The sequence below is a fragment of the Streptomyces sp. NBC_01498 genome, assembly GCF_036327775.1.
Lineage (GTDB): Bacteria > Actinomycetota > Actinomycetes > Streptomycetales > Streptomycetaceae > Streptomyces.
This window is the reverse complement of the sequence record NZ_CP109598.1, coordinates 563,947-584,590: the sequence shown is the minus strand read 5'-3', so window position 1 is coordinate 584,590 and position 20,644 is coordinate 563,947. Positions and strand designations below refer to the sequence as shown.

At 71.0% G+C, this 20,644-nt stretch carries 14 protein-coding genes and 1 pseudogene; 9 read left to right on the top strand and 6 right to left on the bottom strand.

The window, feature by feature from the left end:
• Window positions 1–110 precede the first annotated feature (110 nt).
• The 3 genes from OG875_RS02110 to OG875_RS02100 all read left to right on the top strand — a co-directional run bounded on the left by OG875_RS02110 (window position 111) and on the right by OG875_RS02100 (window position 6,592).
• Entirely contained in the window at window positions 111–3,902 is a 3,792-nt protein-coding gene (locus tag OG875_RS02110) for an nSTAND1 domain-containing NTPase (protein WP_330172485.1), read from the top strand.
• A 230-nt stretch (window positions 3,903–4,132) separates the two neighbouring features.
• Window positions 4,133–5,215 carry a hypothetical protein gene (locus OG875_RS02105; RefSeq protein WP_330172484.1) on the top strand — a complete coding sequence of 361 codons (1,083 nt, stop codon included), beginning with the start codon at window positions 4,133–4,135 and terminating at the stop codon, window positions 5,213–5,215.
• Between the two features lie 270 nt (window positions 5,216–5,485).
• Entirely contained in the window at window positions 5,486–6,592 is a 1,107-nt protein-coding gene (locus OG875_RS02100; RefSeq protein ID WP_330172483.1) for an AraC family transcriptional regulator, read from the top strand.
• 280 nt (window positions 6,593–6,872) lie between these two features.
• Here the strand turns inward: OG875_RS02100 and OG875_RS02095 are convergent.
• Window positions 6,873–7,484, bottom strand: a pseudogene (locus tag OG875_RS02095) (N-acetylmuramoyl-L-alanine amidase); the annotation flags it as partial.
• 29 nt (window positions 7,485–7,513) lie between these two features.
• Window positions 7,514–8,164, bottom strand: a complete 651-nt coding sequence (locus OG875_RS02090) for a peptidoglycan DD-metalloendopeptidase family protein (protein WP_330172482.1) — start codon at window positions 8,162–8,164, stop codon at window positions 7,514–7,516.
• Window positions 8,165–8,686: 522 nt separating this feature from the next.
• Here OG875_RS02090 and OG875_RS02085 point away from each other — a divergent pair.
• On the top strand, window positions 8,687–9,652 hold the full coding sequence (locus OG875_RS02085; protein WP_330172481.1) for an AraC family transcriptional regulator: 966 nt from the start codon (window positions 8,687–8,689) through the stop codon (window positions 9,650–9,652).
• A 294-nt stretch (window positions 9,653–9,946) separates the two neighbouring features.
• On the top strand, window positions 9,947–10,600 hold the full coding sequence (locus OG875_RS02080) for a class I SAM-dependent methyltransferase (RefSeq protein WP_330172480.1): 654 nt from the start codon (window positions 9,947–9,949) through the stop codon (window positions 10,598–10,600).
• Window positions 10,601–10,747: 147 nt separating this feature from the next.
• On the opposite strand, the gene OG875_RS02075 is transcribed toward OG875_RS02080, so the two are convergent.
• Window positions 10,748–11,083, bottom strand: a complete 336-nt coding sequence (locus tag OG875_RS02075; RefSeq protein ID WP_330172479.1) for a hypothetical protein — start codon at window positions 11,081–11,083, stop codon at window positions 10,748–10,750.
• Window positions 11,084–11,332: 249 nt separating this feature from the next.
• Here OG875_RS02075 and OG875_RS02070 point away from each other — a divergent pair, with 249 nt between their 5' ends.
• From OG875_RS02070 to OG875_RS02060, 3 genes are all read left to right on the top strand, one after another.
• Complete coding sequence (locus OG875_RS02070; protein ID WP_330172478.1) at window positions 11,333–12,457, top strand: LacI family DNA-binding transcriptional regulator; 1,125 nt, start codon at window positions 11,333–11,335, stop codon at window positions 12,455–12,457.
• A 145-nt stretch (window positions 12,458–12,602) separates the two neighbouring features.
• The gene (locus OG875_RS02065) at window positions 12,603–12,911 is read left to right on the top strand and encodes a hypothetical protein (protein WP_330172477.1); all 309 of its coding nucleotides are present in this window, start codon (window positions 12,603–12,605) and stop codon (window positions 12,909–12,911) included.
• Window positions 12,912–13,102: 191 nt separating this feature from the next.
• Window positions 13,103–14,293: a thiolase family protein gene (locus tag OG875_RS02060; protein WP_330177568.1), complete on the top strand. Its 1,191-nt coding sequence runs from the start codon at window positions 13,103–13,105 to the stop codon at window positions 14,291–14,293.
• Between the two features lie 202 nt (window positions 14,294–14,495).
• Here the strand turns inward: OG875_RS02060 and trxA are convergent, their stop codons facing one another.
• Window positions 14,496–14,915 (bottom strand): thioredoxin, encoded by a 420-nt coding sequence (gene trxA / locus OG875_RS02055; RefSeq protein WP_330172476.1) that lies wholly within the window; start codon window positions 14,913–14,915, stop codon window positions 14,496–14,498.
• A gap of 129 nt (window positions 14,916–15,044) precedes the next feature.
• Between trxA and OG875_RS02050 the strand changes: the two genes are divergently transcribed.
• A complete protein-coding gene (locus tag OG875_RS02050; RefSeq protein ID WP_330172475.1) occupies window positions 15,045–16,475 on the top strand; it encodes a dihydrolipoyl dehydrogenase family protein in 1,431 nt (476 codons plus the stop codon).
• Between the two features lie 13 nt (window positions 16,476–16,488).
• Here the strand turns inward: OG875_RS02050 and OG875_RS02045 are convergent, their stop codons facing one another.
• The gene (locus OG875_RS02045) at window positions 16,489–17,037 is read right to left on the bottom strand and encodes a hypothetical protein (protein WP_330172474.1); all 549 of its coding nucleotides are present in this window, start codon (window positions 17,035–17,037) and stop codon (window positions 16,489–16,491) included.
• A gap of 410 nt (window positions 17,038–17,447) precedes the next feature.
• The gene (locus tag OG875_RS02040; RefSeq protein WP_330172473.1) at window positions 17,448–20,594 is read right to left on the bottom strand and encodes an AfsR/SARP family transcriptional regulator; all 3,147 of its coding nucleotides are present in this window, start codon (window positions 20,592–20,594) and stop codon (window positions 17,448–17,450) included.
• Between the last annotated feature and the right edge of the window lie 50 nt (window positions 20,595–20,644).

Genomic DNA, 20,644 nt, shown 5'->3' with positions numbered 1-20,644 from the left:
TTCCCGGCGGCCCGCCCACCAGCGGGAACGCCTGCCGATAGGATCGCGGGCCGATGGGGCGACGCGACCGTGGCATGAGGGGCGCGCCATGCACGAGGGGGGAGCCGCCGATGGGGCGCCGTGAGAAGCCGCTCGACCCGGCGGCGGGCGCCGCCTCACAACTCGCCTACGAACTGCGGACGTTGCGTGAGGAAGCCGGCGGACCCACCTATCGCGCGATGGCCGAGCACGTCGGCTTCTCGGCCCCGACCCTGTCCGCCGCCGCGTCCGGCGAACGGGTGCCCACGCTGCCCGTGCTGCTCGCCTATGTGCGTGCCTGCGGTGGCGACACGGCGGACTGGGAGCGGCGCTGGCGCGACGCCACGGCGGACGCCGCCGACGAAGCCGAGGCCGAGGCCGTCCGGGAGGCGACAACCTCCCCCTACAAGGGCCTGGCCCGGTTCGAACCCGACGACCGGGACACCTACTTCGGGCGCGGCGAACTCGTCGCGGAACTCGCCGACTTCCTCGCCCGCCACCGCGTCGTCGCTCTGGTCGGCGGCTCCGGCAGCGGCAAGTCCTCGCTGCTGCGCGCCGGGCTCGTACCGGCCCTGCGCGACGAACAGGATCCGCGCCGCAGGCCCGCCCTCGTCCGGGTCGTCACCCCGTCGGACCACCCCCGCCCCGCCCTGCTCGCCCCGGCCACCGCCGCGGAGGGCGACACGATCGTCCTGATCGACCAGTTCGAGGAACTGTTCACCCTGTGCCACGACAGCTCCGTGCGCGCCCGGTTCGTCGACGCGCTGCTCGCCGCCCGCGCACCCGAGAGCCGACTACGCGTGGTCATCGCCGTACGCGCCGACTTCTACGGCCGCTGCGCCGAGCACGGTCCGCTCGCCGACGCCCTGCGCTCCGCCACACTCCTCGTCGGCCCGATGACGTCCGCCCAGCTCAGGGAAGCCGTCGTCGGACCGGCACGACACGGCCGTCTCGTCGTGGAGAGGGCATTGACCGCCCGCATCGTCGCGGACGTCGAAAGCCAGCCGGGCGGTCTGCCACTGATGGCACACGCCCTGCTCGAAGTCTGGCGCCGACGCCGCGGCAAGACCCTCACCGAGCAGGCGTACGACGCGATCGGCGGGGTGCGCGGCGCCATCGCCCACACCGCCGAGGCGGTGTATGCCGGCTTCACCGGCGAACAGGCCGCCGTCGCCCGCCGGCTGCTGCTGCGCATGGTCTCCCCGGGCGACGGCACGCAGGACACCCGGCGGCCCGTGGACCGCGCCGAACTCCCCCCGGCACTCGCCGAGTCGGTCGTCCTGGAGGAACTGGTACGGGCCCGGCTGCTCACCGTGGACGGCACCACGGTCGACCTCGCCCACGAAGCGCTCCTCACCGCCTGGCCCCGGCTGCGCGGCTGGATCGAGGCCGACCGGGAACGGCTGCGCCTGCACCGGGCGCTGACGGAGGCCGCCCGCACGTGGGAGGCGCTGGACCGGGACCCGGGGGCCCTGTTCCGGGGCGTACGACTCCCGGCCGCACGTGAGGCGTTCGGCGACGGGGCGTTCGGTGACCGGGACAACAAGGCTCGGGACAACAAGGCCCGGGGGGAGAGGTCTTGGGGGGACGGGGCTCGGGAGGAGACGGGCGCCTCCGATGAACTGACGTCCCTGGAAGGCGACTTCCTCCGCGCGAGCGTGGCCGCCCATGAGCGGGCCCTGCGCCTGCGCACCCGTGGCGCCCGCCGACGCCGCTCCCTGCTGGCGGCCGTTGCCCTGCTGATCTGCCTCGCGGCGGTGGCCGGTACGGCGGCCTGGCAGCAGAGCCGCATCAGCGATCGCCGCCACGACGAGGCCGAGGCCCGCCGCGTCGCCGGTGTCGCGACGGCCCTGCGCGCCTCGGACCCGCGCCTGGCCATGCGACTGGGCGTGGCCTCCTGGCGGATCGCCGACCTGCCCGAAACCCGAGAGGCGGTGCGGGGCGCCGCCGCACAGCGCGAGCTGGCGTCGTTCACCCCGCGCGACGACACGGGTGACATGCAGTCCCCGGCCCAACTCAGCGCGGACGGACGGATCCTGACAAAAGTCGGCAGGGACCGGGTGTACCGGTGGGACACCCGCACCGGCCGCTCACTCGGCGCGGTCACCGTTCCGGGCGGCGCCTTCGGATCGGTTCTCGCCGTCAGCGGCGACGCCGGGCGGCTCGCCTTTCTCGACGGCCGGGGCGCCGTCGTCGTGCGGGACCTGCGCGACGGGCAGCGGACGCGGCGACTCGGGAACCTTCAAGGGAGCTATCCACAAGCCGAGTTCGGCTCCGGCGGGCGGCTGCTCGTCACCCAGGACGAGGACAGGGAGGAGAGCGGAGCCAGGGTTCGGGTGTGGGACGTGGAGACGGGTCGGGTGGTGTTCACGGCGGGCGCGCGCGAGGACGACGGCCCGGTCGCCCAGGTGAGCCCCGACGGGAGGCTCGTCGCCGCCTGCGCGGACGACGGCGCCCGGCTGACGGTCTGGGACACCGGGACGGAACGCCGGCTGCCCGCACTCTGGACCCGCGAGGCGGATCGCGAACTGTGCTACGTGGGCGCCCGGTTCACGTTTCTGCCCGACAGCCGTGCTCTCGCCGTCGGCGTGGAAGGCGGAGTCCGTACCTGGGACGTGCGGGACGGCCGGGAGCGCCCCCGGATGAAGACGGGCCGCGAGGACCTGCCGGAGGTGTCGTTCAGCGCCGACGGCGCGTACGCCGTCACCCGGCACGGCGACATGGCGCTGTGGCGCACCGCGTTCCCGGACCGCCCGCTGACGACCTACACACCGGAAGGGTCCGGCGGCGCCGGGCCACGGATCGATCCGGCGGACGGTGTGCTGCGCTTCGTCGGCGGGGCGAGCACCGTGAAGACCCTCGATGTCCGCGCCGTACTGGCGACAGCCGGATCGGGCCCACCTGAACAGCCTTACCAAAAGGCCGAGTTCAGCCCGGACGGACACACCGCCCTGACGACGCGGCGGGACGGCCGGGACTGGGAGTTCCAGCTGCACGAACGGGGCGGCCGAACGACCACCCTGCCGGGGCGGGCACGCGGGGACACCACACCGCGCACGGCCTTCTCGCCGGACGGCCGTACCGTCGCCCACGGAGGCGCCGAGGTCCGCCTGTGGGACGTGGACCACCGGCGTACGACCGCACGCGTCAAGGTGCCGGAACTGATCGAGACCGTCGCCGTGGGCGCGGACGGCACATCCCTGCTGTTCGCCACGTCCCGGCCGATCGGCGGGGACAACGACGCCCCGAGCGTCGTGGAGGTGTGGCGGGCCTCCGAGCAGGCCAGACACCGTCTCCTGCGTGAGCGGACGGAGACGTTCTCCGTGATCCTGACACCGGACGGGACGGCTCTGCTCATGTCGAACGGCGATCGGTACGACCTGGACACCGGGCGCGGAACCACCGGCCTGCACGGCGAGGACACCTGGGAGTCCGCGCGGTTCAGCCGGGACGGCAGCTTCCTGGCGGTCGGCGCCCTGGAGGGACGGGTCACTCTCTGGGACCGCCTCGGCCGACACCGGCTCGCGGTCCTCGCACGATCGGACCACACGGTGCGTGACGGACCCCGGCCCGTCGCCTTCTCGGCCGACGGCGAGTTCGTCGCGGTCGGAACCGGGGACGACTCCGTACGCGTCTGGGAAACCGCCTCGCCCGGCACCCCGGGCACACTCGTCCCGGTCGGTGAAGGCCCGGTCCTCGGACTCGGATTCACCGACGACGGCGACGCTCTGCGCATCGCGACCCCGAACGGCGTGCACCGGGAAGTCGGCGTGCTCGATCCGCGACGGGCGGCGCGGGAGGTGTGCGAACGGGCTCGGGGCGGGCTCGGGAGGGAGCAGTGGGAGGCCCACCTGCCCGAGCTCCCCTACCGGGAGACCTGCTGAGCGGGCCCGCCTCCGAGGGGCCGGATCAGCGCCTCCTCGTTAAGGGTGCTGCCCCCGGGGCCGCGCGCTCCGGTCCGTACGTCGTCGCCCGACGGCGACCGGCCACGAGGTCGGCACGGTGACCGGAGCGTGCGGGCAACCGATCGGGACGCGTAACTGTCCAGTAATCGAAGGACAGTTCACGCGAGAGACACCGACCGTCCCCCCCCGTCCCCACAGAGGTTTCCACCATGCCCCGTCCCCCACACCGCTGCCGCGTCTCCCGAACCGCCGTCGCGGCTCTCGGTGCCGCCGGCCTGATCGCACTGGGCGCGGCTCCCCCCGCCATCGGTGACGAGCCCCCTGGACGCGTGTTCGTCGGAGGCGTCGGGCCGCTCGAAGACGTGAAACCGGAGAGCGTCCTCGAACTCCCGGTCACCGTGGTGAACAAGGGCGCCTCGACCGTCGACGAGGTGTGGATCAAGTTCACGACGACCCGGGGGCTCGACATGACGGAGGTTCCCGCCAACTGCCGGACCCAGTTCGTCGGCGCCTACGACGAGATGCCCGAGAGGTGGATCGCGGTGTGCCGGTTCCGCCGGACACTGAAGCCGGGCGTCGTCCACACCCTTGAGCGGCCCTTCACCGTCAAGACGCGGGCCCACGCGTTCGACGACGAGATGTGGGTGAGCGCCTCGAACTTCGATCCGGGCTCGGACGAGAACAACCCCCCGTCGCCGGGGAACGAACCGGCCGTCGGACTGGTCGAGGCACCGGGCGGGGCCGAGGGCACAGCGGAGGAGGTCAAGCTGCCCGTCCGGGCGGCCAACACGGCCGACTACGAGGTCACGGGTGGCGCGCTGCGGGGGAACGTCGGTGACACGGTGACGATGAAGGGCACCTTCACCAACAACGGCCCCGCGTGGGTGTACCACCGGCCGGAGACGAAGCCCGCCCTGGTCCGGATCACGTTCCCCGCCGGCACCTCGGTCGTCAGGCCCGACCCCTCCTGCCGGGCCGAGGGCGAGATGTACATCTGCGGCGCCCTGGGGGAGAAGGAACACGTCCAGGACACGTTCGCCTTCAAGCTGAGGATCGACAAGAAGGTGCCGGGCGCCAAGGGTTCACTGGTACTGACCGGCGTGCCGCTGCCGTTCGACACCCACCGGGCCAACAACGCCGCCCCCATCTCGCTGGAGATCACGGGCAGCGACACGGGGGCCGGTCCCTCCTCCGCCGCGCTGCCGATCGCGGGTGCGGCAGCGGCGGGCGCCGTGGTGGGCGCGGGCGCGGTCCTCGCCGTACACCGCCGCCGGACCCGGAGCCCGAGCTGACGACCGCACGACGGGTGCGGCGGTCCCGGCCCGGGGATTCCGGACGGCGGAGCCGCCGTCCGGCCTCGGGCTTCGCCCGCCCCGGGTGACACGCCTCCGGTCGGCGCCCGCGATTCGGGCTTCGACAGCGGCCCGTTACCAGGAAGGGAATCTTCCGGCCGACCGAGTTTCCGGAGGCTGATCTCGGCTCGGGTGAGAGGAGGCTGACGTTCCGGCCGGAAAGGCGGTTGGATCGTGCCCCATCAATTCCAGCCGAGCCGGTACTGCGGGATGGCTGTCGTCAATGACGTGCGAAACCGAATCATTACGCTGCTCGTCTCCGGGAGGACAGAGTCGTGCCGAGGAGGGGTTGTGGTGATCGAGTCGGTATTCCGAACCGCGGACGTGGCACCGGAGGACGGGTTCGACATGTGGCGTGAGCAGATGGCGAACGCCATGGCTCCGATGAACATGTCCGCCGATCAACCTGAGCAGTTCGCTGCGGAGATGAGCCTGCGCATGCTCGGAGAGGTCGGCGTGTGGCCCACCAGCTTGGAGTCCATGAGTTTCGTACGGACTTCCCAACTGATCCGGCAGTCCGATCCGGATCGCTACCACTTGACTCTTCCATTGAGCGGGGGAATCGGAATTAGCCAGAGAGGCCAGAGTGGTTTCCACGGTCCGTGGGAGATGTACGTCGTCAGTACTTCGGATCCCTTCGACTGCACCAATAAAGAAATCACCGCGGTGGGACTTGATGTCCCGCGACGGCTTCTGCCGCTCGCCGGTGACAAAGTGCGCCGGCTGGTGACGCGCCGTTTGTCGGGCCGGGAAGGGCCGGGAGCCCTGCTGGCCGAAACACTCGTCAGGCTCGGGACGGAAAGCATCGGTTCATTCCGTCCGTCGGACGGGCCCCGTCTGGAGCCGGTGGTGGTGGATCTGCTCGCCGCGACCCTGGCTCACCATCTGGACGCCGACGGCGAACTACCCCCGGAGACCCGTACCCGCTCCCTCGCCCTGCGGATCCAGAGCTTCATCCGCCACCACCTCCAGGACCCCGAGCTCACCCCGGGCACGATCGCCGCCGCCCACCACATCTCCCTGAGACACCTGCACACCGTCTTCCGTACCCTCGGCCACCACACCTCCCCGGCCGCGTGGATCCGCCAACAGCGTCTCGAACAGGCCCGCCGCTTCCTGATCGACCCCGCGCACCGCACCACCCCTGTCCACCACATCGCCGTCCGCTGCGGCTTCACCGATCCTGCGGTCTTCTCCCGCACCTTCCGCAACGCCTTCGGCCTCCCGCCCCGCGACTACCGCCACCAAGCCCTGAGCAGCGAAAAAACGCCGACGATCTCCAAGGGATCGACCGTGCGCCAGGGGGACCCGACGTGACAGCACTCCGGCCGGAGAGCGCGAAGGCCCCCGCCTCAAGCCGTTCGGGACGGGGGTCTTCGCGCCGCTATTCCCCGGTGGAACCCGCCCGGACGACCTGGCGTTGCGACCGCGCGCTCAGCGAAGCGGCGCTGTCGGGCGCACCTTGGCGCCGGCCGGCGGAGCTTTCTCCCCGATGAGCAGTCATCGGGACCACGGGCCGGACGAGCGGAGGCTCGGGCGTTCTGCCCGTGCCCCCGCTCTCATGCCGGGGCCGCTGCCGGTGTCACTTGGCGGTCGGCGGGGTCTTCAGTCGCCGGGTGATGCGGTCGCGCATGCCGGGCATGGTGAAGCCCTTGGGGTCGATCTTGTCGTTGGACCATTCGAGGTGGCCGATGACGCTCTTCGCGCTCCACCGGTGGAGGCGGCAGATCGCGGCCCCGACGCGTTCGATCGCGGTGAGCTGGGCGGCCGGCCAGGGGTCCGTCCCGTTGCCGAGGTTGACGCACTCGAACCCGTAGAAATGGGCGTTGCCGTCGACTCCGTCCGCGTTGCCGGCGGTGGGCCGGGGCGGGCGTTCGCCGTAGTCCTCGGCGACGACGTGCTTGAGGACGAGGGGGTCGCCGCCGCCGGCGTGGTTGGTGCGGCCGTGTCCGACGAGGTGGACGACACCGTCCTTGGCGATGACTCCGTGGCACAGCGGACCGGGCAGGGTGCTGTGGCCGTCACGGCACAGGGCGACGGATCCCGCCGCGCCCGACGTGACGGTGTGGTGGATCATCACTCCGTGGACGGGGCCCCAGGGTCCCTTGTGGTTGCGGTTGTGGGTGCGCCAGTTGCCGACTTCGGTGACCTTCACGCCTTCGGCGCGCAGGGCGGCGATGAAGGCCGTGGCGGACAGGGGTGATGCCATGGTGCTCTGCCTCCTTTCTCCGGTGGTCGTCACCAGGACGGCTTGCGGTCGTTTCCGTAGCCGCCACCGTGCGGGCGGTCCTCGAAATGCAGGTGCGGTCCCGTGGAGTTGCCCGTCGAGCCGACGTCGCCCAGCTTCTGGCCGGCCTTGACCTTGTCGCCCTTCTTCACGCCTCGCTTGGAGAGGTGGCAGTACCAGTAGTCGCGGTTGTTTTCGGCCCGCAGGACGATCATGTTCCCGTACGAGGCGCCGTCGTTCTTCGACTCCGCGATGGTGCCCGCGCGCACGGCCACGACGTCCGTGCCGGTGGGCGCGGGGTAGTCGTCGCCCGTGTGGTAACCGACGCTGTAGCCCGAACTGCGCCTGCCGTAGGGGTTTCCCTTGTTGATGCCGTAGCCGGGCACGGGGGAGGAGACGCCTCCCGAGCCGCCGGTCTTGTGCCCGCCGTCCGTGAGCTTGAGCCGGGCGAACGTCTCCGGGCCCGGCGCCCCGTCCGCGTTGGTGCCGCTCCACCCCTGCGCCCGCTGGAACGCGGTGCAGGCGGCCTTGGTCTCGTTCCCGAACAGTCCGGTCGCGCCGGACGGGATCTTGTGACCCTTGGCTATCAGGGCCTTCTGGAAGGTCGTGACACACGGGTCCTTCGATCCGTGCTTCACATGACTGAACTCAATCGCTGCCACGCCGTATCTCCTTGTGCGGTGAGTGCGCCAACACGGAGGCTCAGGCTCTTCGGAGCATGAGAATTCATGTCCGAGAGTTCATGTCCGCGAGTTCCTGGCATTCGTGTTGGTGCGAATTCCGTTGCCAGAGACGGTATCCGCCCCGATCCCGCGATTCCTTGTTGCTGAATGAGAGGTCTCTTGACGATGCGTGCACTGCGACCGGCTTCGCCAAGGGAGCGTTGCCGATAGTCCGCCGACGACCGACCCGTCCGACGCCCTGAGCGCCCGGGTGCTGTGACATCGCGCCGGATTGTCAATTCAGGCCACATGCCGCGTGAAAAGGATCAATGAGCTCGGCGGGACCAGGCTGCGCGAATGCGCCCCGCCGGTCGGCTCATCAAGCCATATCGCTCCTGGGTGAAACCGGGTTCGCGACGCCACCCGTCTCACTGCGGGACAGGACCACACCGCGCACGGGGGAGTACGGTGAACGAGACGGTGTTCCGGACCTCAGATGTCGCTCCGGAGGAAAAGTTCGACATGTGGCACGAGCTGATGGCGAGCACCATGGCTCCGATGGAATTGACCGCTGATCGACCCGACCAGTTCCAGGCGGAGATGAGCCTTCGCACCCTGGGCGAGGTGACCGTCTGGCCGGCGAAGTCGAAGTCCATGAGATTTCAGCGGACTCCGCGGTTCATCCGCCAGTCCGATCCGGAGATCTGCCACCTGACCCTCATGCTGACCGGAGGAATCGGAATCAGCCAGAGAGGCCAGAGTGGTTTCCACGGTCCGTGGGAGATGTACGTCGTCAGCACATCGGAACCATTCGACTGCATCAACAAGGACGACAGCGCGGTGGTTGCACTTGAGGTCCCGCGACGGCTTCTGCCTCTGCCCGGCGACCAGGTGCGCCGGCTGGTGACGCGCCGTTTGTCGGGCCGGGAAGGGCCGGGAGCCCTGCTGGCCGAAACACTCGTCAGGCTCGGGACGGAAAGTATCTGTTCATTCCGTCCGTCGGACGGGCCCCGTCTGGAGCCGGTGGTGGTCGACCTGCTCGCCGCGACCCTGGCTCACCATCTGGACGCCGACAACGAACTCCCGCCGGAGACGCGTACCCGCGCCCTCGCCCTGCGGATCCAGACCTTCGTCCGCCATCACCTCCACGACCCGGACCTCACCCCCGGCACGATCGCCGCCGCCCACCACATCTCCCTGAGACACCTGCACACCGTCTTCCGTACCCTCGGCCACCACACCTCCCCGGCCGCGTGGATCCGCCAACAGCGTCTCGAACAGGCCCGCCGCTTCCTGATCGACCCCGCCCACCACACCACCCCTGTCCACCACATCGCCGTCCGCTGCGGCTTCACCGATCCTGCGGTCTTCTCCCGCACCTTCCGCAACGCCTTCGGCCTCCCGCCCCGCGACTACCGCCACCAAGCCCTGAGCAGCGAAATCACGTCACCCACCCCGGACAGCCGAGCCCTCGACGGCTGGGCCTGACCCCGTGAACACAGCGATCCGGCCCGTCCGTTGAGGCTCTTCCCGGACCGCACCACGTGCCCGCCGCCGTCCGAGAACGAAGGGATCCCGCGTGACCCGTCGAAGGTGCGAAGCCGCCCGGATCGCGGCCCGCGTGGACGAGGTTCAGGCGCTGTGTGAGACGGGCACGCCAGTGCTCCGACCGGAAACGACCACCGGGGTGGTGTGATGGCCGAGCGTCCGCGGCGGCGGAGCCGCGCAGCTCGACCCACGTTCAGGACACGGCCTGTCGGTTCTCTGCTCTAGGGTGCCCGCATGGCTGAGTCCTCCTACCTGACCGCCGTCCGCGAGTCGTACGACACGGTCGCCGCCGACTACGTCGAGCGCGTCCCGTCACCGGCCGAGATGGACCCGCTGTCACGCGCGATGCTGGCGGTGTTCGCCGAACTGGTGCGGACGGCCGGTCCGGGGCCGGTCGCGGACCTGGGGTGCGGCCCCGGCCGCGTGACGGCGTACCTGGCCGGGCTGGGGGTGCCCGCGTTCGGCGTCGATCTGTCGCCGAAGATGGTCGCGCTGGCCCGGCACGCCTATCCGAACCTCCGGTTCACCGAGGGCTCGATGACCGCGCTGGAGACGGCGGACGACGAGCTCGGCGGCATCCTGGCCTGGTACTCCACCCACCACACGCCCCCGAAGTGGCTGCCGGCGGTGTTCGCCGAGTTCCACCGCACGCTGGCGCCCGGCGGCCACCTGCTCTGGGGAGACTACGTCGGCGACGAACGGCTGCGGCCGACCCGGGGCTACGGCCGTCCGGTGTCCTACGAGTCGTATCTGCTGCCCCTGGACCGCGTGAGCGGCCTGCTGGAGCGGGCCGGATTCGTCGTCACCGCTCGGCTGGAGCAGGAGCCGGGCGGACGGGTGAACAGACCGCGCGCCTGCCTGCTGGCCCGCAGGCCCGAAAAGCCCTGACGGGCCTTGTTCCCGCGGCGGACGCCGACGGGCCGGCCGGCCCGTCGACGAGGACGCTCGTGTCGGATCACCGGCCGGTCACGCCGGGGCGGTACGGAGCCCGAGAACCGGAGCCCGGGGGCTCCGTACGGTGTGCCCGGGGGCGGCTCAGCAGGGAGCGGTGACGTTGTCGCAGTAGATCCAGCCGTACACGGTCTTGGGGATGCCGTTGCCGAACACGTACTGGACGTAGTACCAGCGGTTCCCGGAACTGTTGATCGCGTAGTGGCTCCACCGCACCGTCTCGCCGGGTCCCGGACGCCAGACCTCGTCGCACGAGGCCGCGTAACACTCCCTGATCGGGCCGTTGTTCAGAGTGGTGGTCGGAGTCCAGGCGGTGGCTGACGTACCGCCGCGGGTGTCGGCCGCGGCCGGTGTGGCGGTGATGCCGGTGCCGAGTGCGACCGCGGCCGCGGCGACGGCGAGTGCGTTTCTGACGCGCATGATGGCTCCCCCTCGGGTTGGTCGGGGAAATCTCCCACCCCGACCTTGGGGGAATCTGCGGGGAACCTTGAATGTCCCGCTCAGGGCACAGTCGCGGGACGCTGCCGCTCGAAGCGAGCGACTTCCACGGGCCGAAGCGGCGTGACATCCACGAACTCCACGAACTCCCGTTAGATTGAAGGAAGGTGACGGTCAGTCGGACAGACCCCGGACGCGGGCGGCGATCTGTCTGGAAAGATGCGGGGAGCGATGAACCACTTACCTGAACAGCCCTCCCCGCAGTCGTCCGCACGACCCAACCCGCCGCCGTTCCCGGGGCCCGCCGAGCCCCCGGACGGTCCCCGCACCGAGCACCCCGCGCGCCGCCGCGCCCCCCGCCCCGTCCCCACCAGCGCCGACGTCGCGCGGCTGGCCGGAGTCTCGCGGGCCACCGTCTCGTACGTCCTCAACAACACGTCGGCCGTACGGATCAGCGAGCCCACCCGCCGCAAGGTCCGGGAGGCCGCCGAGGAGCTGGCCTACGTCCCGCACGCCGCCGCGCGCAGCCTGCGCGCGGGGCACACCAGGATCGTCCTGCTCCCCACCGCGCACATCCCCGTCGGCCCGCTCTACAGCGGTTTCCTCAACGAACTCCAGTGGGCGCTGCGGCGGTTGGACTACACCGTCGTCCAGTACGGCAGCCTCGGACTCGGCGGCGACGAGGCCGCCCGCGCCTGGGCCGAACTGCGCCCGGTCGCCGTCGTCTCCCTCGGCGAGATCGCGCTCACCCCGCAGGGGGTCGAGATACTCAAGCGTTCCGGCGCGAGGGCCGTCATCACCCTCGGGCCGCAGCGGGTCGAAGGGGCGCACGCCCTCGTCATGGACCAGCGCGGGATCGGCAGGTGCGCGGCCGAGCACCTGCTGGAGCGGGGCCGCCGCCGGATCGGCGTCGTGATGCCTGAGGAGACGGGCCTGGCCCTGTTCTCGGAACCCCGGCTGGCCGGGGCACGGGCCGCCGTCGCCGAATCGGCGACCGGGGCCCGCGTCGTACCACTGCCGCTGGCGTACACCGAGGAGTCGGCCGCCGCGCTCGCCGCCCGCTGGGACGCCCTCGGACTGGACGCCGTGCACGCCTACAACGACGAGTACGCGATGCTCCTGATGCGGGCCCTCCAGGACGCGGGCGTCTCCGTCCCCGGCGACACGGCGGTGCTCGGCTCCGACGACCTGCTGCTCGGCAAGCTGCTGCGCCCCCGGCTGTCCACCGTGCGGATCGACCTCGTCACCGGGCAGCGGCTGGCCGCGCTGGTCGACCGTGTGGTGCGGGACCCCGGCGGTGAACCGGAGCGGCACGACCTGATGGGGGCCCGCGCCGTACTCCGCGAATCGACCTGACACCTCCGCACACCTCCGTACACATACACCTCCGTACACCTCCGTACGCGGGCGCGCGCCGTCCCCGACACGCGCGCGCCGCCGGACACCCCGCGCGCGGTCCGACGACATGCGCGCCCCCGGCCCGTTGTCTAGCGTCACCGGCATGAGCACTCACTGGCATCCCTACCCGCGGCTCTTCGAGATCCTCCTGGTCCCGGAGCACGCCGACGACCACACGGGCCCGCCCGACGCGTCGACCGCGCTGCGCTCCGCCGTGGTCGAGGTGACCGGCGAGATCGGGGAGTCGGGGTACCCGCGCTACGCGGGCAGCGGCATGGTCGCGGACATCGACCCGGAGACCCGGACCGTCGAAGGTCTGCTGATCGACGGCTACGAGGTGGACTACGGGCTGTCCGCGCGGGTCCGCGACGTTCCGGACCCGATCGGCGGCGCGCAACCCCCCGCCTCCTGATCCCCGCTTCCCGACCCCCATCCCCCTGACCTGACCTGACCTGACCGCCCGCACTCCCGCCCGCCGGCCTCCCCGCCCGTCCCGCGACCTCCCGGCCCCGCCGCTCCCGCCCGCCCGGTTCCGCCCGCGCCCGCCGTGAAAGAGTGCCGCGAGCGACAGCCGACCGAAGGGGAGAGCCGATGAACGACCCGATGACCATCCGTGACGTCTACATCGTCGACGCCGTCCGCACACCGATCGGAAAGTTCGGTGGCGCGCTCTCCTCCGTACGGCCGGACGATCTCGCCGCCCATGTCGTACGGGCCCTCCTCGACCGCACGCCGGACCTCGACCCGGCCAGGATCGACGACGTCGTGCTCGGCGCCGCGAACGGCGCCGGCGAGGACAACCGCGACGTCGCGCGTATGGCGGCACTGCTCGCCGGGCTGCCCGTGACCGTCCCCGGAGTCACCGTCAACCGCCTCTGCGGCTCCGGTCTCGAAGCCGTCATCCAGGCCGCGCGCGCCGTCGCCCTCGGCGACGCGTCGATCGTCGTCGCGGGCGGCGTCGAGTCCATGTCGCGCGCCCCTTGGGTGCTTCAGAAGCCCGAACGCGCCTTCCCCGCCGGGCATCAGCAACTGCACTCCACGACCCTCGGCTGGCGCATGACCAACCCCCGGATGCCCGCCGAGTGGACCGTCCCGCTGGGCGAGGGCGCCGAACTGGTCGCCGACAAGCACGGCATCACACGGGAGGACCAGGACGCGTTCGCGCTGGCGAGCCACCGCAAGGCGGCACGGGCGTGGAGCGAGGGACTGTACGACGCGGAGGTCGTGCCGTACGCGGGAGTGGACCTCGTCCGCGACGAATGCGTCCGCGACAACACCTCGCTCGAAGCGCTCGGCAAGCTGCGGCCCAGCTTCCGTGCGGACGGCCGGGGCACCGTCACGGCGGGCAACGCCTCCCCGCTGAACGACGGCGCCGCCGCGCTGCTGCTCGTGGACGAGGCGGGCCTGCGGGCCACCGGACGCGAACCCCTCGCCCGGATCAGGACCTCCGCCGTCACCGGCATCGAGCCGCAGCTGTTCGGCCTCGGTCCGGTCGAGGCGGTACGCCGGGCCCTCGGCAGGGCGGGCCGGGACTTCGACGACCTCACCACGTTCGAACTCAACGAGGCGTTCGCCGCCCAGGCGCTGGGCTGCCTCGCCGAATGGCCCGGACTGGACCCCGCCCTCGTCAACCCGCGCGGCGGCGCGATCGCCGTCGGCCACCCCCTGGGTGCCTCCGGCGCCCGCCTGGCCGGCTCCGTCGCCCACCAACTCGCCGCGGCGGGCTCGGGAACCGGCCTCGCCGCCCTCTGCATCGGGGTGGGTCAGGGCCTCGCCCTCGTACTGGAGCGCTGACGCGGCCGCTCCAGGGCCTGTCGTTCGGAGCTTGCCGGGCTCGCGCGCCCCGGCACCACGCCTCGCCGCCGTTAAAGCACCGGAGGGAGGAATGGCCTCAGCCATGCCTCCCTCCGCCGCCGTGCGACCTACGGCACCGACGTGACATCGCCCGCCGACGCGGCGGGCGCTCACCGATCCGGCCCGATCCGAACGACGGAACCTACGCGCTCGCGGCGCCGCCGTCCTGCGCCGCCCCGCCCGGTGCGTTCGCCCGCGCGGCGGCCTCCGCCTCCGCGACCGACTTGCGGACCTCGTCCATGTCGAGCGCGCGCGCCTGCCCGATGACGTCCTCCAGGGCCGTCTCGGGCAGCGCGCCGGGCTGCGCGAAGACCGCGACGTTCTCCCTGACGATCATCAGCGTCGGAATGGAGCGGATCTCGAACGCCGCCGCCAGCTCCTGCTGCGCCTCCGTGTCGACCTTGGCGAAGACCAGATCGTCATGGCGCTCGGACGCCTGCTCGTACACCGGGGCGAACTGACGGCACGGACCGCACCAGGAAGCCCAGAAGTCGATCAGGATGAAGTCGTTCTCCGACACCGTCCGGTCGAAATTCTCCTTGGTGAGTTCCACAGTGGCCATGACCTCATACCTCTTCCTGGTTTCTCCGGGGGAAGCCGCCTCGGACAACGGTGGGTACCACCGCCGTATTCCTGGCCCATGCCCGAAGATCGTCTGGCCATGCGGCGGACGGCGCACCAGACTGGCCCCATGACGGATGCCGTGGAATACGACGTGGTGGTGCTGGGCGCGGGACCGGTCGGGGAGAACGTCGCCGAACGCGCGGGAGCGGCGGGACTCAGCACGGCCGTCGTCGAGAGCGAACTCGTCGGCGGGGAGTGCTCCTACTGGGCGTGCATGCCCAGCAAGGCGCTGCTGCGCCCGGTGATCGCCCGCGCGGACGCGCGCGCACTGCCGGGACTGAGCACGTCGGTCCAGGGGCCGCTCGACGTCCCGGCGGTCCTCGCCCGCCGCGACTCGTTCACCTCGCACTGGAAGGACGACGGCCAGGTCGCCTGGCTGGACTCCGTCGGCATCGCCCTGCACCGGGGCCACGGCCGGCTCGACGGCCCGAAGCGGGTGGTCGTCACCGGCCCCGACGGCACCGAACAGGTCCTCACCGCCCGCCACGCCGTCGCCGTCTGCACCGGAACCAGCGCCGTCGTGCCCGACCTGCCGGGCCTCGCCGACGCCCGGCCCTGGACGAGCCGCGACGCCACCGGGGCGTCGAGCGTGCCGGACCGGCTCGTGGTGGTGGGCGGGGGAGTGGTCGGCGTCGAGATGGCGACGGCGTACCGGGGCCTCGGCTCGGAGGTCACGATGCTCGTACGGGGAGAGGGCCTGCTGCCCCGGATGGAGCCCTTCGCGGGCGAACTGGTCGCCGAATCGCTGACGGCGGCGGGCGCCTCCGTACGTACGGGCGTCTCCGTCACCTCCGTCGCACGCGACGGCGGCACGGGACCGGTCACCGTCGTTCTCGACAACGGCGAGCGGATCGAGGCGGACGAGATCCTCTTCGCGACCGGCCGCGCCCCGCGTACGAAGGACATCGGCCTGGACACCGTCGGTCTCACGGCGGGCTCCTGGCTGACGGTGGACGACAGCTGCCGGGTCGAGGGAACCGACTGGCTGTACGCGGTCGGCGATGTCAACCACCGCGCGCTCCTCACCCATCAGGGCAAGTACCAGGCCCGCATCGCGGGAGCCGCGATCGGCGCCCGGGCCCGGCGCGTCCCCCTGCTGGAGACCGACCGCTGGGGCGCCCACGCGGCGACCGCCGACCACGACGCCGTCCCGCAGGTCGTCTTCACCGACCCGGAGGTGGCCTCGGTCGGCCCCACCCTGAAGGAGGCCGAGGACGCGGGCCACCGGGTCCGCGCGGTCGACTACGACATGGCGAACGTCGCGGGCACGAGCCTCTACGCGGACGGCTACCGGGGCCGCGCCCGCATGATCGTGGACCTGGACACCGAGACCCTGCGGGGCGTGACGTTCGTGGGCCCCGGCGTCGGCGAACTCCTCCACTCGGCCACGGTGGCGGTCGCCGCCGAGATCCCGATCGACCGCCTCTGGCACGCGGTCCCCGCCTACCCGACCATCAGCGAGATCTGGCTGCGGCTCCTGGAGACGTACCGGGGCTGAGGGGGCGGGCGGCCTACGGGACGTCGCCCGGGAGCAGGGACCGGGCGAAGCGGCCCAGCGCACGGAAGTCGTCCTCGCGCAGCCCGACGCGCGGGTTGACGTGGCGCAGCAGGCACGGCGCGCGATGGTGGGCGGTCACGTACGCCTGGTCGCTGTCGCTCTGTTCGTCGTCCACCCAGGCGAAGGGACGCCCGTCGGCATGGTCCACCAGTACGGCGGTCTTCCAGTGGACTCCGTCGGGGCGCTCCTGGAACAGAGCGTCACCGAAGTCGACGAACGGGAGCGGGGGAAGGCCGAGCACCGGGGCGATCCACCGGTTGGCGTCCGCCATCCATGTGGTGGCCCAGCACAGTTCGTAGCCGAGCCCGAGCAGTTCGCGCCCGTGCGCGGGGTTGAGCCAGATGCGCAACGGCCGTCGGCGGAGGAGGAGTTCATCCTCCTCCGGAGTTCCGCCTGCGCGGGGCACCCTGATCGTTGTGCAGCCCTCGGGCCGCCTCTCCGGCTGCGCCGCACAGGGGTTGAGGGGCCCGTCCACATCGAGGAACAGCAGTGGTCGGCTCACGGTCGCCCCCGGCGTGTTCGTTACGGGCTCTGCTGGTGGAAGCGTGGTCACGGCCTTCGCCCGAGAGGCCGTCCGCCCCACGTCGAGAGGTGCTCGGCACGGGGCGGCGTCCGGTCGTCGGGGGCAGCACGCCTCAGGAAGTCGAACTCGGCATGCACTGGGCGGGACGGGGTTCCGCATGGGCCGTTGCGACGCTCCGGGGCACGTCCGTGCGCTCCGGCAGTTCGGGATTCGCTGTCATCAGCAGCACGGCCACAAGAAAGTCAGGGGTCACTCGGGAGATCCTTCGGGGGCGGGCTCGAAAGCCAGTACGATCTATGCCCGAATAAGATCATCCGAGTGCCCGAGTATGCAAATCGAGAGCGATTCGCGACCGATCTGGATCGGTGTACGACCGTTCTTCGCTCACCCTATTGGTGTAGACCAGCGTCTTCGATTGCGCTCATTTTCTTTCGGATCCGATCGGCCTCGAACCTGTTGATGGGCTCGAATGCGGAGTGCGCCCTCTCCAAGTAGGAGAGAGCTTCTCGTGTCCGTCCGGCCGCCAGTTCCAGTTCGCCCAAACCGGCATATGCCAGTGCTTCCTCGTGGCGCGCGCGAATGCGCTGGGAAAGGGACAACGCTGTCGTCAGCTGACGTGACGCGGCATTCCGCCTCCCCGCGCGCAGTTCCGCCCAGCCGAGGCCGCAATGGGCCGACGCCTGCTCCTGTGCGATGCCGATCCGGTGGGCCAGGCCGAGGGCCGTGGTGTGGTGGGCCGCCGCCTCCGCGTACTGGCCGGCGCGGAACAGTGCCGCTCCGACGGCGTTCAGCGTCACCGCCTCGTTACGGCGATCATTTATCCTGCGGAAGGTGAAAAGCGCCTCCCGCAACAGATGCAGACAATCCTCGAGTTTCGCCGAAGGCGGCATCGTACTCGCCTTGTTCAGCTGAGCGATTGCCTGTTCCGAAAGACTTCCCACGCGCAGTGCGATATCGAGTACCCGGGTGAAGGTTTCGTGGGCGGCTTCCCTCTCACCCATGCGTTGGTATCCGTCCGCGAGATTGTTCAGCGCCTGTGTCTCGCCCCGCGGGTCCATTTTCTGTACAAATCCGGTCATCGCTTCCCGGAAAAGCTGCATGGCCTCTCTGTTCAGGCCCAGATGCAGGACGGTTATCCCCAGGTTGTTCTTGTACCGCGCGATCTGCCAGGGATCTCCGGCCGCCAGTTTGATGCTCAGCGCTTCTTCGCTGCATTCACGCGATTCGTCCAGTCGGCCGGTGTTCCAGTAGAGCAGCCCGAGTGCCCGAAGGGCCTCCGCCTCCGCCTCGGTGTCGCCCACGGACCTCGCCGTGCCCAGGGCGCGCCGCGCGCTCCGCTCCGCCTCGGTGTACCGACCCGTCTGCGACCGGACCGCCGCGAGGTCGATCAGCGAGCGTGCCTCCCGGGCGGCGTCGCCCTCCGTGCGCCAGTGGTCGACGGCGAAGGTGTGGAGTTCCTCCGCCTCCTCCCAGTACCCCTCGGACTCCAGGAAGCCCGCCAGCACATGGGCGAGATGAGCGGCACGGCCCGGACTGCCGTGCCGGCGGGCGTACCGCGCGGTCGCGGCGAGGGCGGTGTGCTCCGCGACGAGCCAGGCGCGCGCCTGCTGCGGCTCCGCCCAGTCCGGCAGGACGTACGGCGACGGCGGCAGCGACAGATCGGTACGCGGGCGCAGCGGGTTGAGGGCGTGTTCCGCCTCCGCCGCCGCCCTCAGGTAGAAGTCCGACAAACGGTCGAGTGCCGCCTCGCGAACGGGCGCGGAATCATGGGAAACGGTCAGCATGAGCGCGTATTCGGTGATCAGATCGTGCCGGGAGAAGCGCTCGGGAGTCGGTTCCCGAATGAGGTGCGAGTCCTGGAGCGACTCCAGGATCCTTTCGGCCCGCTCCAGTGGCAGATCCGTGAGCGCCGCCGTCGAGTGCACGCCGAAGTCCGTTCCGTGGTGCAGGCCGAGAAGGCGGAACGCTCTTCTCTGATCGGTGGGCAGCGTGTCGTACGACATGGCGAAAGCGGAAATGATCTCGGAGCCGCCGTCGCGTAGTTCCGCCAGTCGTCCCGACTCCTTGGACATGCGCCGCACCAGGTGCGAGACCGTCCATGCCGGGCGGGAGTTGAGACGCCCCGCGGCCAATTCGATCGCGAACGGAAGATGGTCACAGAGCTGCGCGAGAACGGAGATGTCGCGCTGGTCCCGGGCCCGTTCCGGAGTGACGAGACTGGTGAAAAGGTCCACCGCCTCCTTTGTGGAAAGGACATCCAGGAAGAGCTGCTGGGCCCCGGGAAGTCCGCTCAGCCTGCGCCGGCTGGTGATCAGGATCAGGGACGGCGACGTGCCGGGGAGCAGCGGAAGGACCTGAGCCGTGTCGGACGCGTCGTCGAGGATGATCACCGTGCGGCGGGCGCTGAGCAGCGTGCGCCAGAGGCTGACGAGGTCCGCCAGGTCATGGGGTATCCCGGCGGCCGTCACCCCCAACTGCCGTAACAGCGCGGCCAGGGCGGCCTCAGGTGTCAGCGGGTCCCGTCCCGACGCGTGGGCGGCGAGGTTGACGTAGAGCGCCGCGTCCGGGTAGTGCCTGGCGAGCCGCCGGGCGGTGTGCAGGGCGAGCAGGCTCTTTCCGGTACCCGCCATTCCGGAGATGGCGTGCAGGGCGACGGTGCCGGACGACGGCTTGCGGAGCGCGCGCAGTTCCTCGGCGCGGCCGATCAACTCGCCATGTGCCGGAAGGGTGTTGGGCGCGGGAGTTCCCGTCGCGGACGCCTGGCCCGTCAGTAGGTCGGCGACGGGCGCGCGATCCAGGACGGCGCGGTACGCACGGGTGACGGCCTCGCCCGGTTCCGTACCCTCCTCGCGCAACAGCCGCCGCAGCGTCTCGTACGCGCGCAGCGCGTCCGTCTGCCGTCCGCATCCGTAGGAGGCCGTCATGTACTGCCGGGTGATCACCTCGTCCGCCGGACGGCGGACGATCAGGTCGGACAACGCACCCGCCACGTCCGCGAAGTGGCCCATGCGCAATTCGATCTCGGTCCGCAGCAGGGTGGCCGTGAGTCTGCGCTCGCCGAGCGCGTGGCGCACGCGGTCCACCCACAGTCCCGTCATGCCGGTGAGGGGCTTGCCACGCCACAGGGCGTCGGCCTGCCGGAGAAGGGTCAGTGCCTGAGGGTCGTCGCCGCTGGCGGCCAGTGAGCCGGCCTGGGCGACCAGCCGATCATGACGGTGCCGGTCCACCGCGTCCGGCTCGACGTCCAGCGTGTACGCGTGGGCTTCGTGCCGCAGCCGGTCGGCGCCCAGACGGGTGCGGATCCGGGTCGCGTACGAGTGGAGGGACGCACCCGGCTTCCCGGGTGGCCGGTCGTCCCACAGGCGCTCGACAAGTGTGTCCAGGGGCACGGCGCGGCCGACGTCGAGCGCCAGCGCGGCCAGCATGCGGACGGCCTTGGCGGAGCCGTACATCTCCCGGAACCCGTTCCGCCGCAACTCCACCGGCCCCAGGATCAGGATCTCGAAGTCCACCAGCACCCCCCGTAGCCGGTTCACCCCGCGTGTCTCAAGAGTGACATGCGGTCAACTTCGATCGATAGTGATGC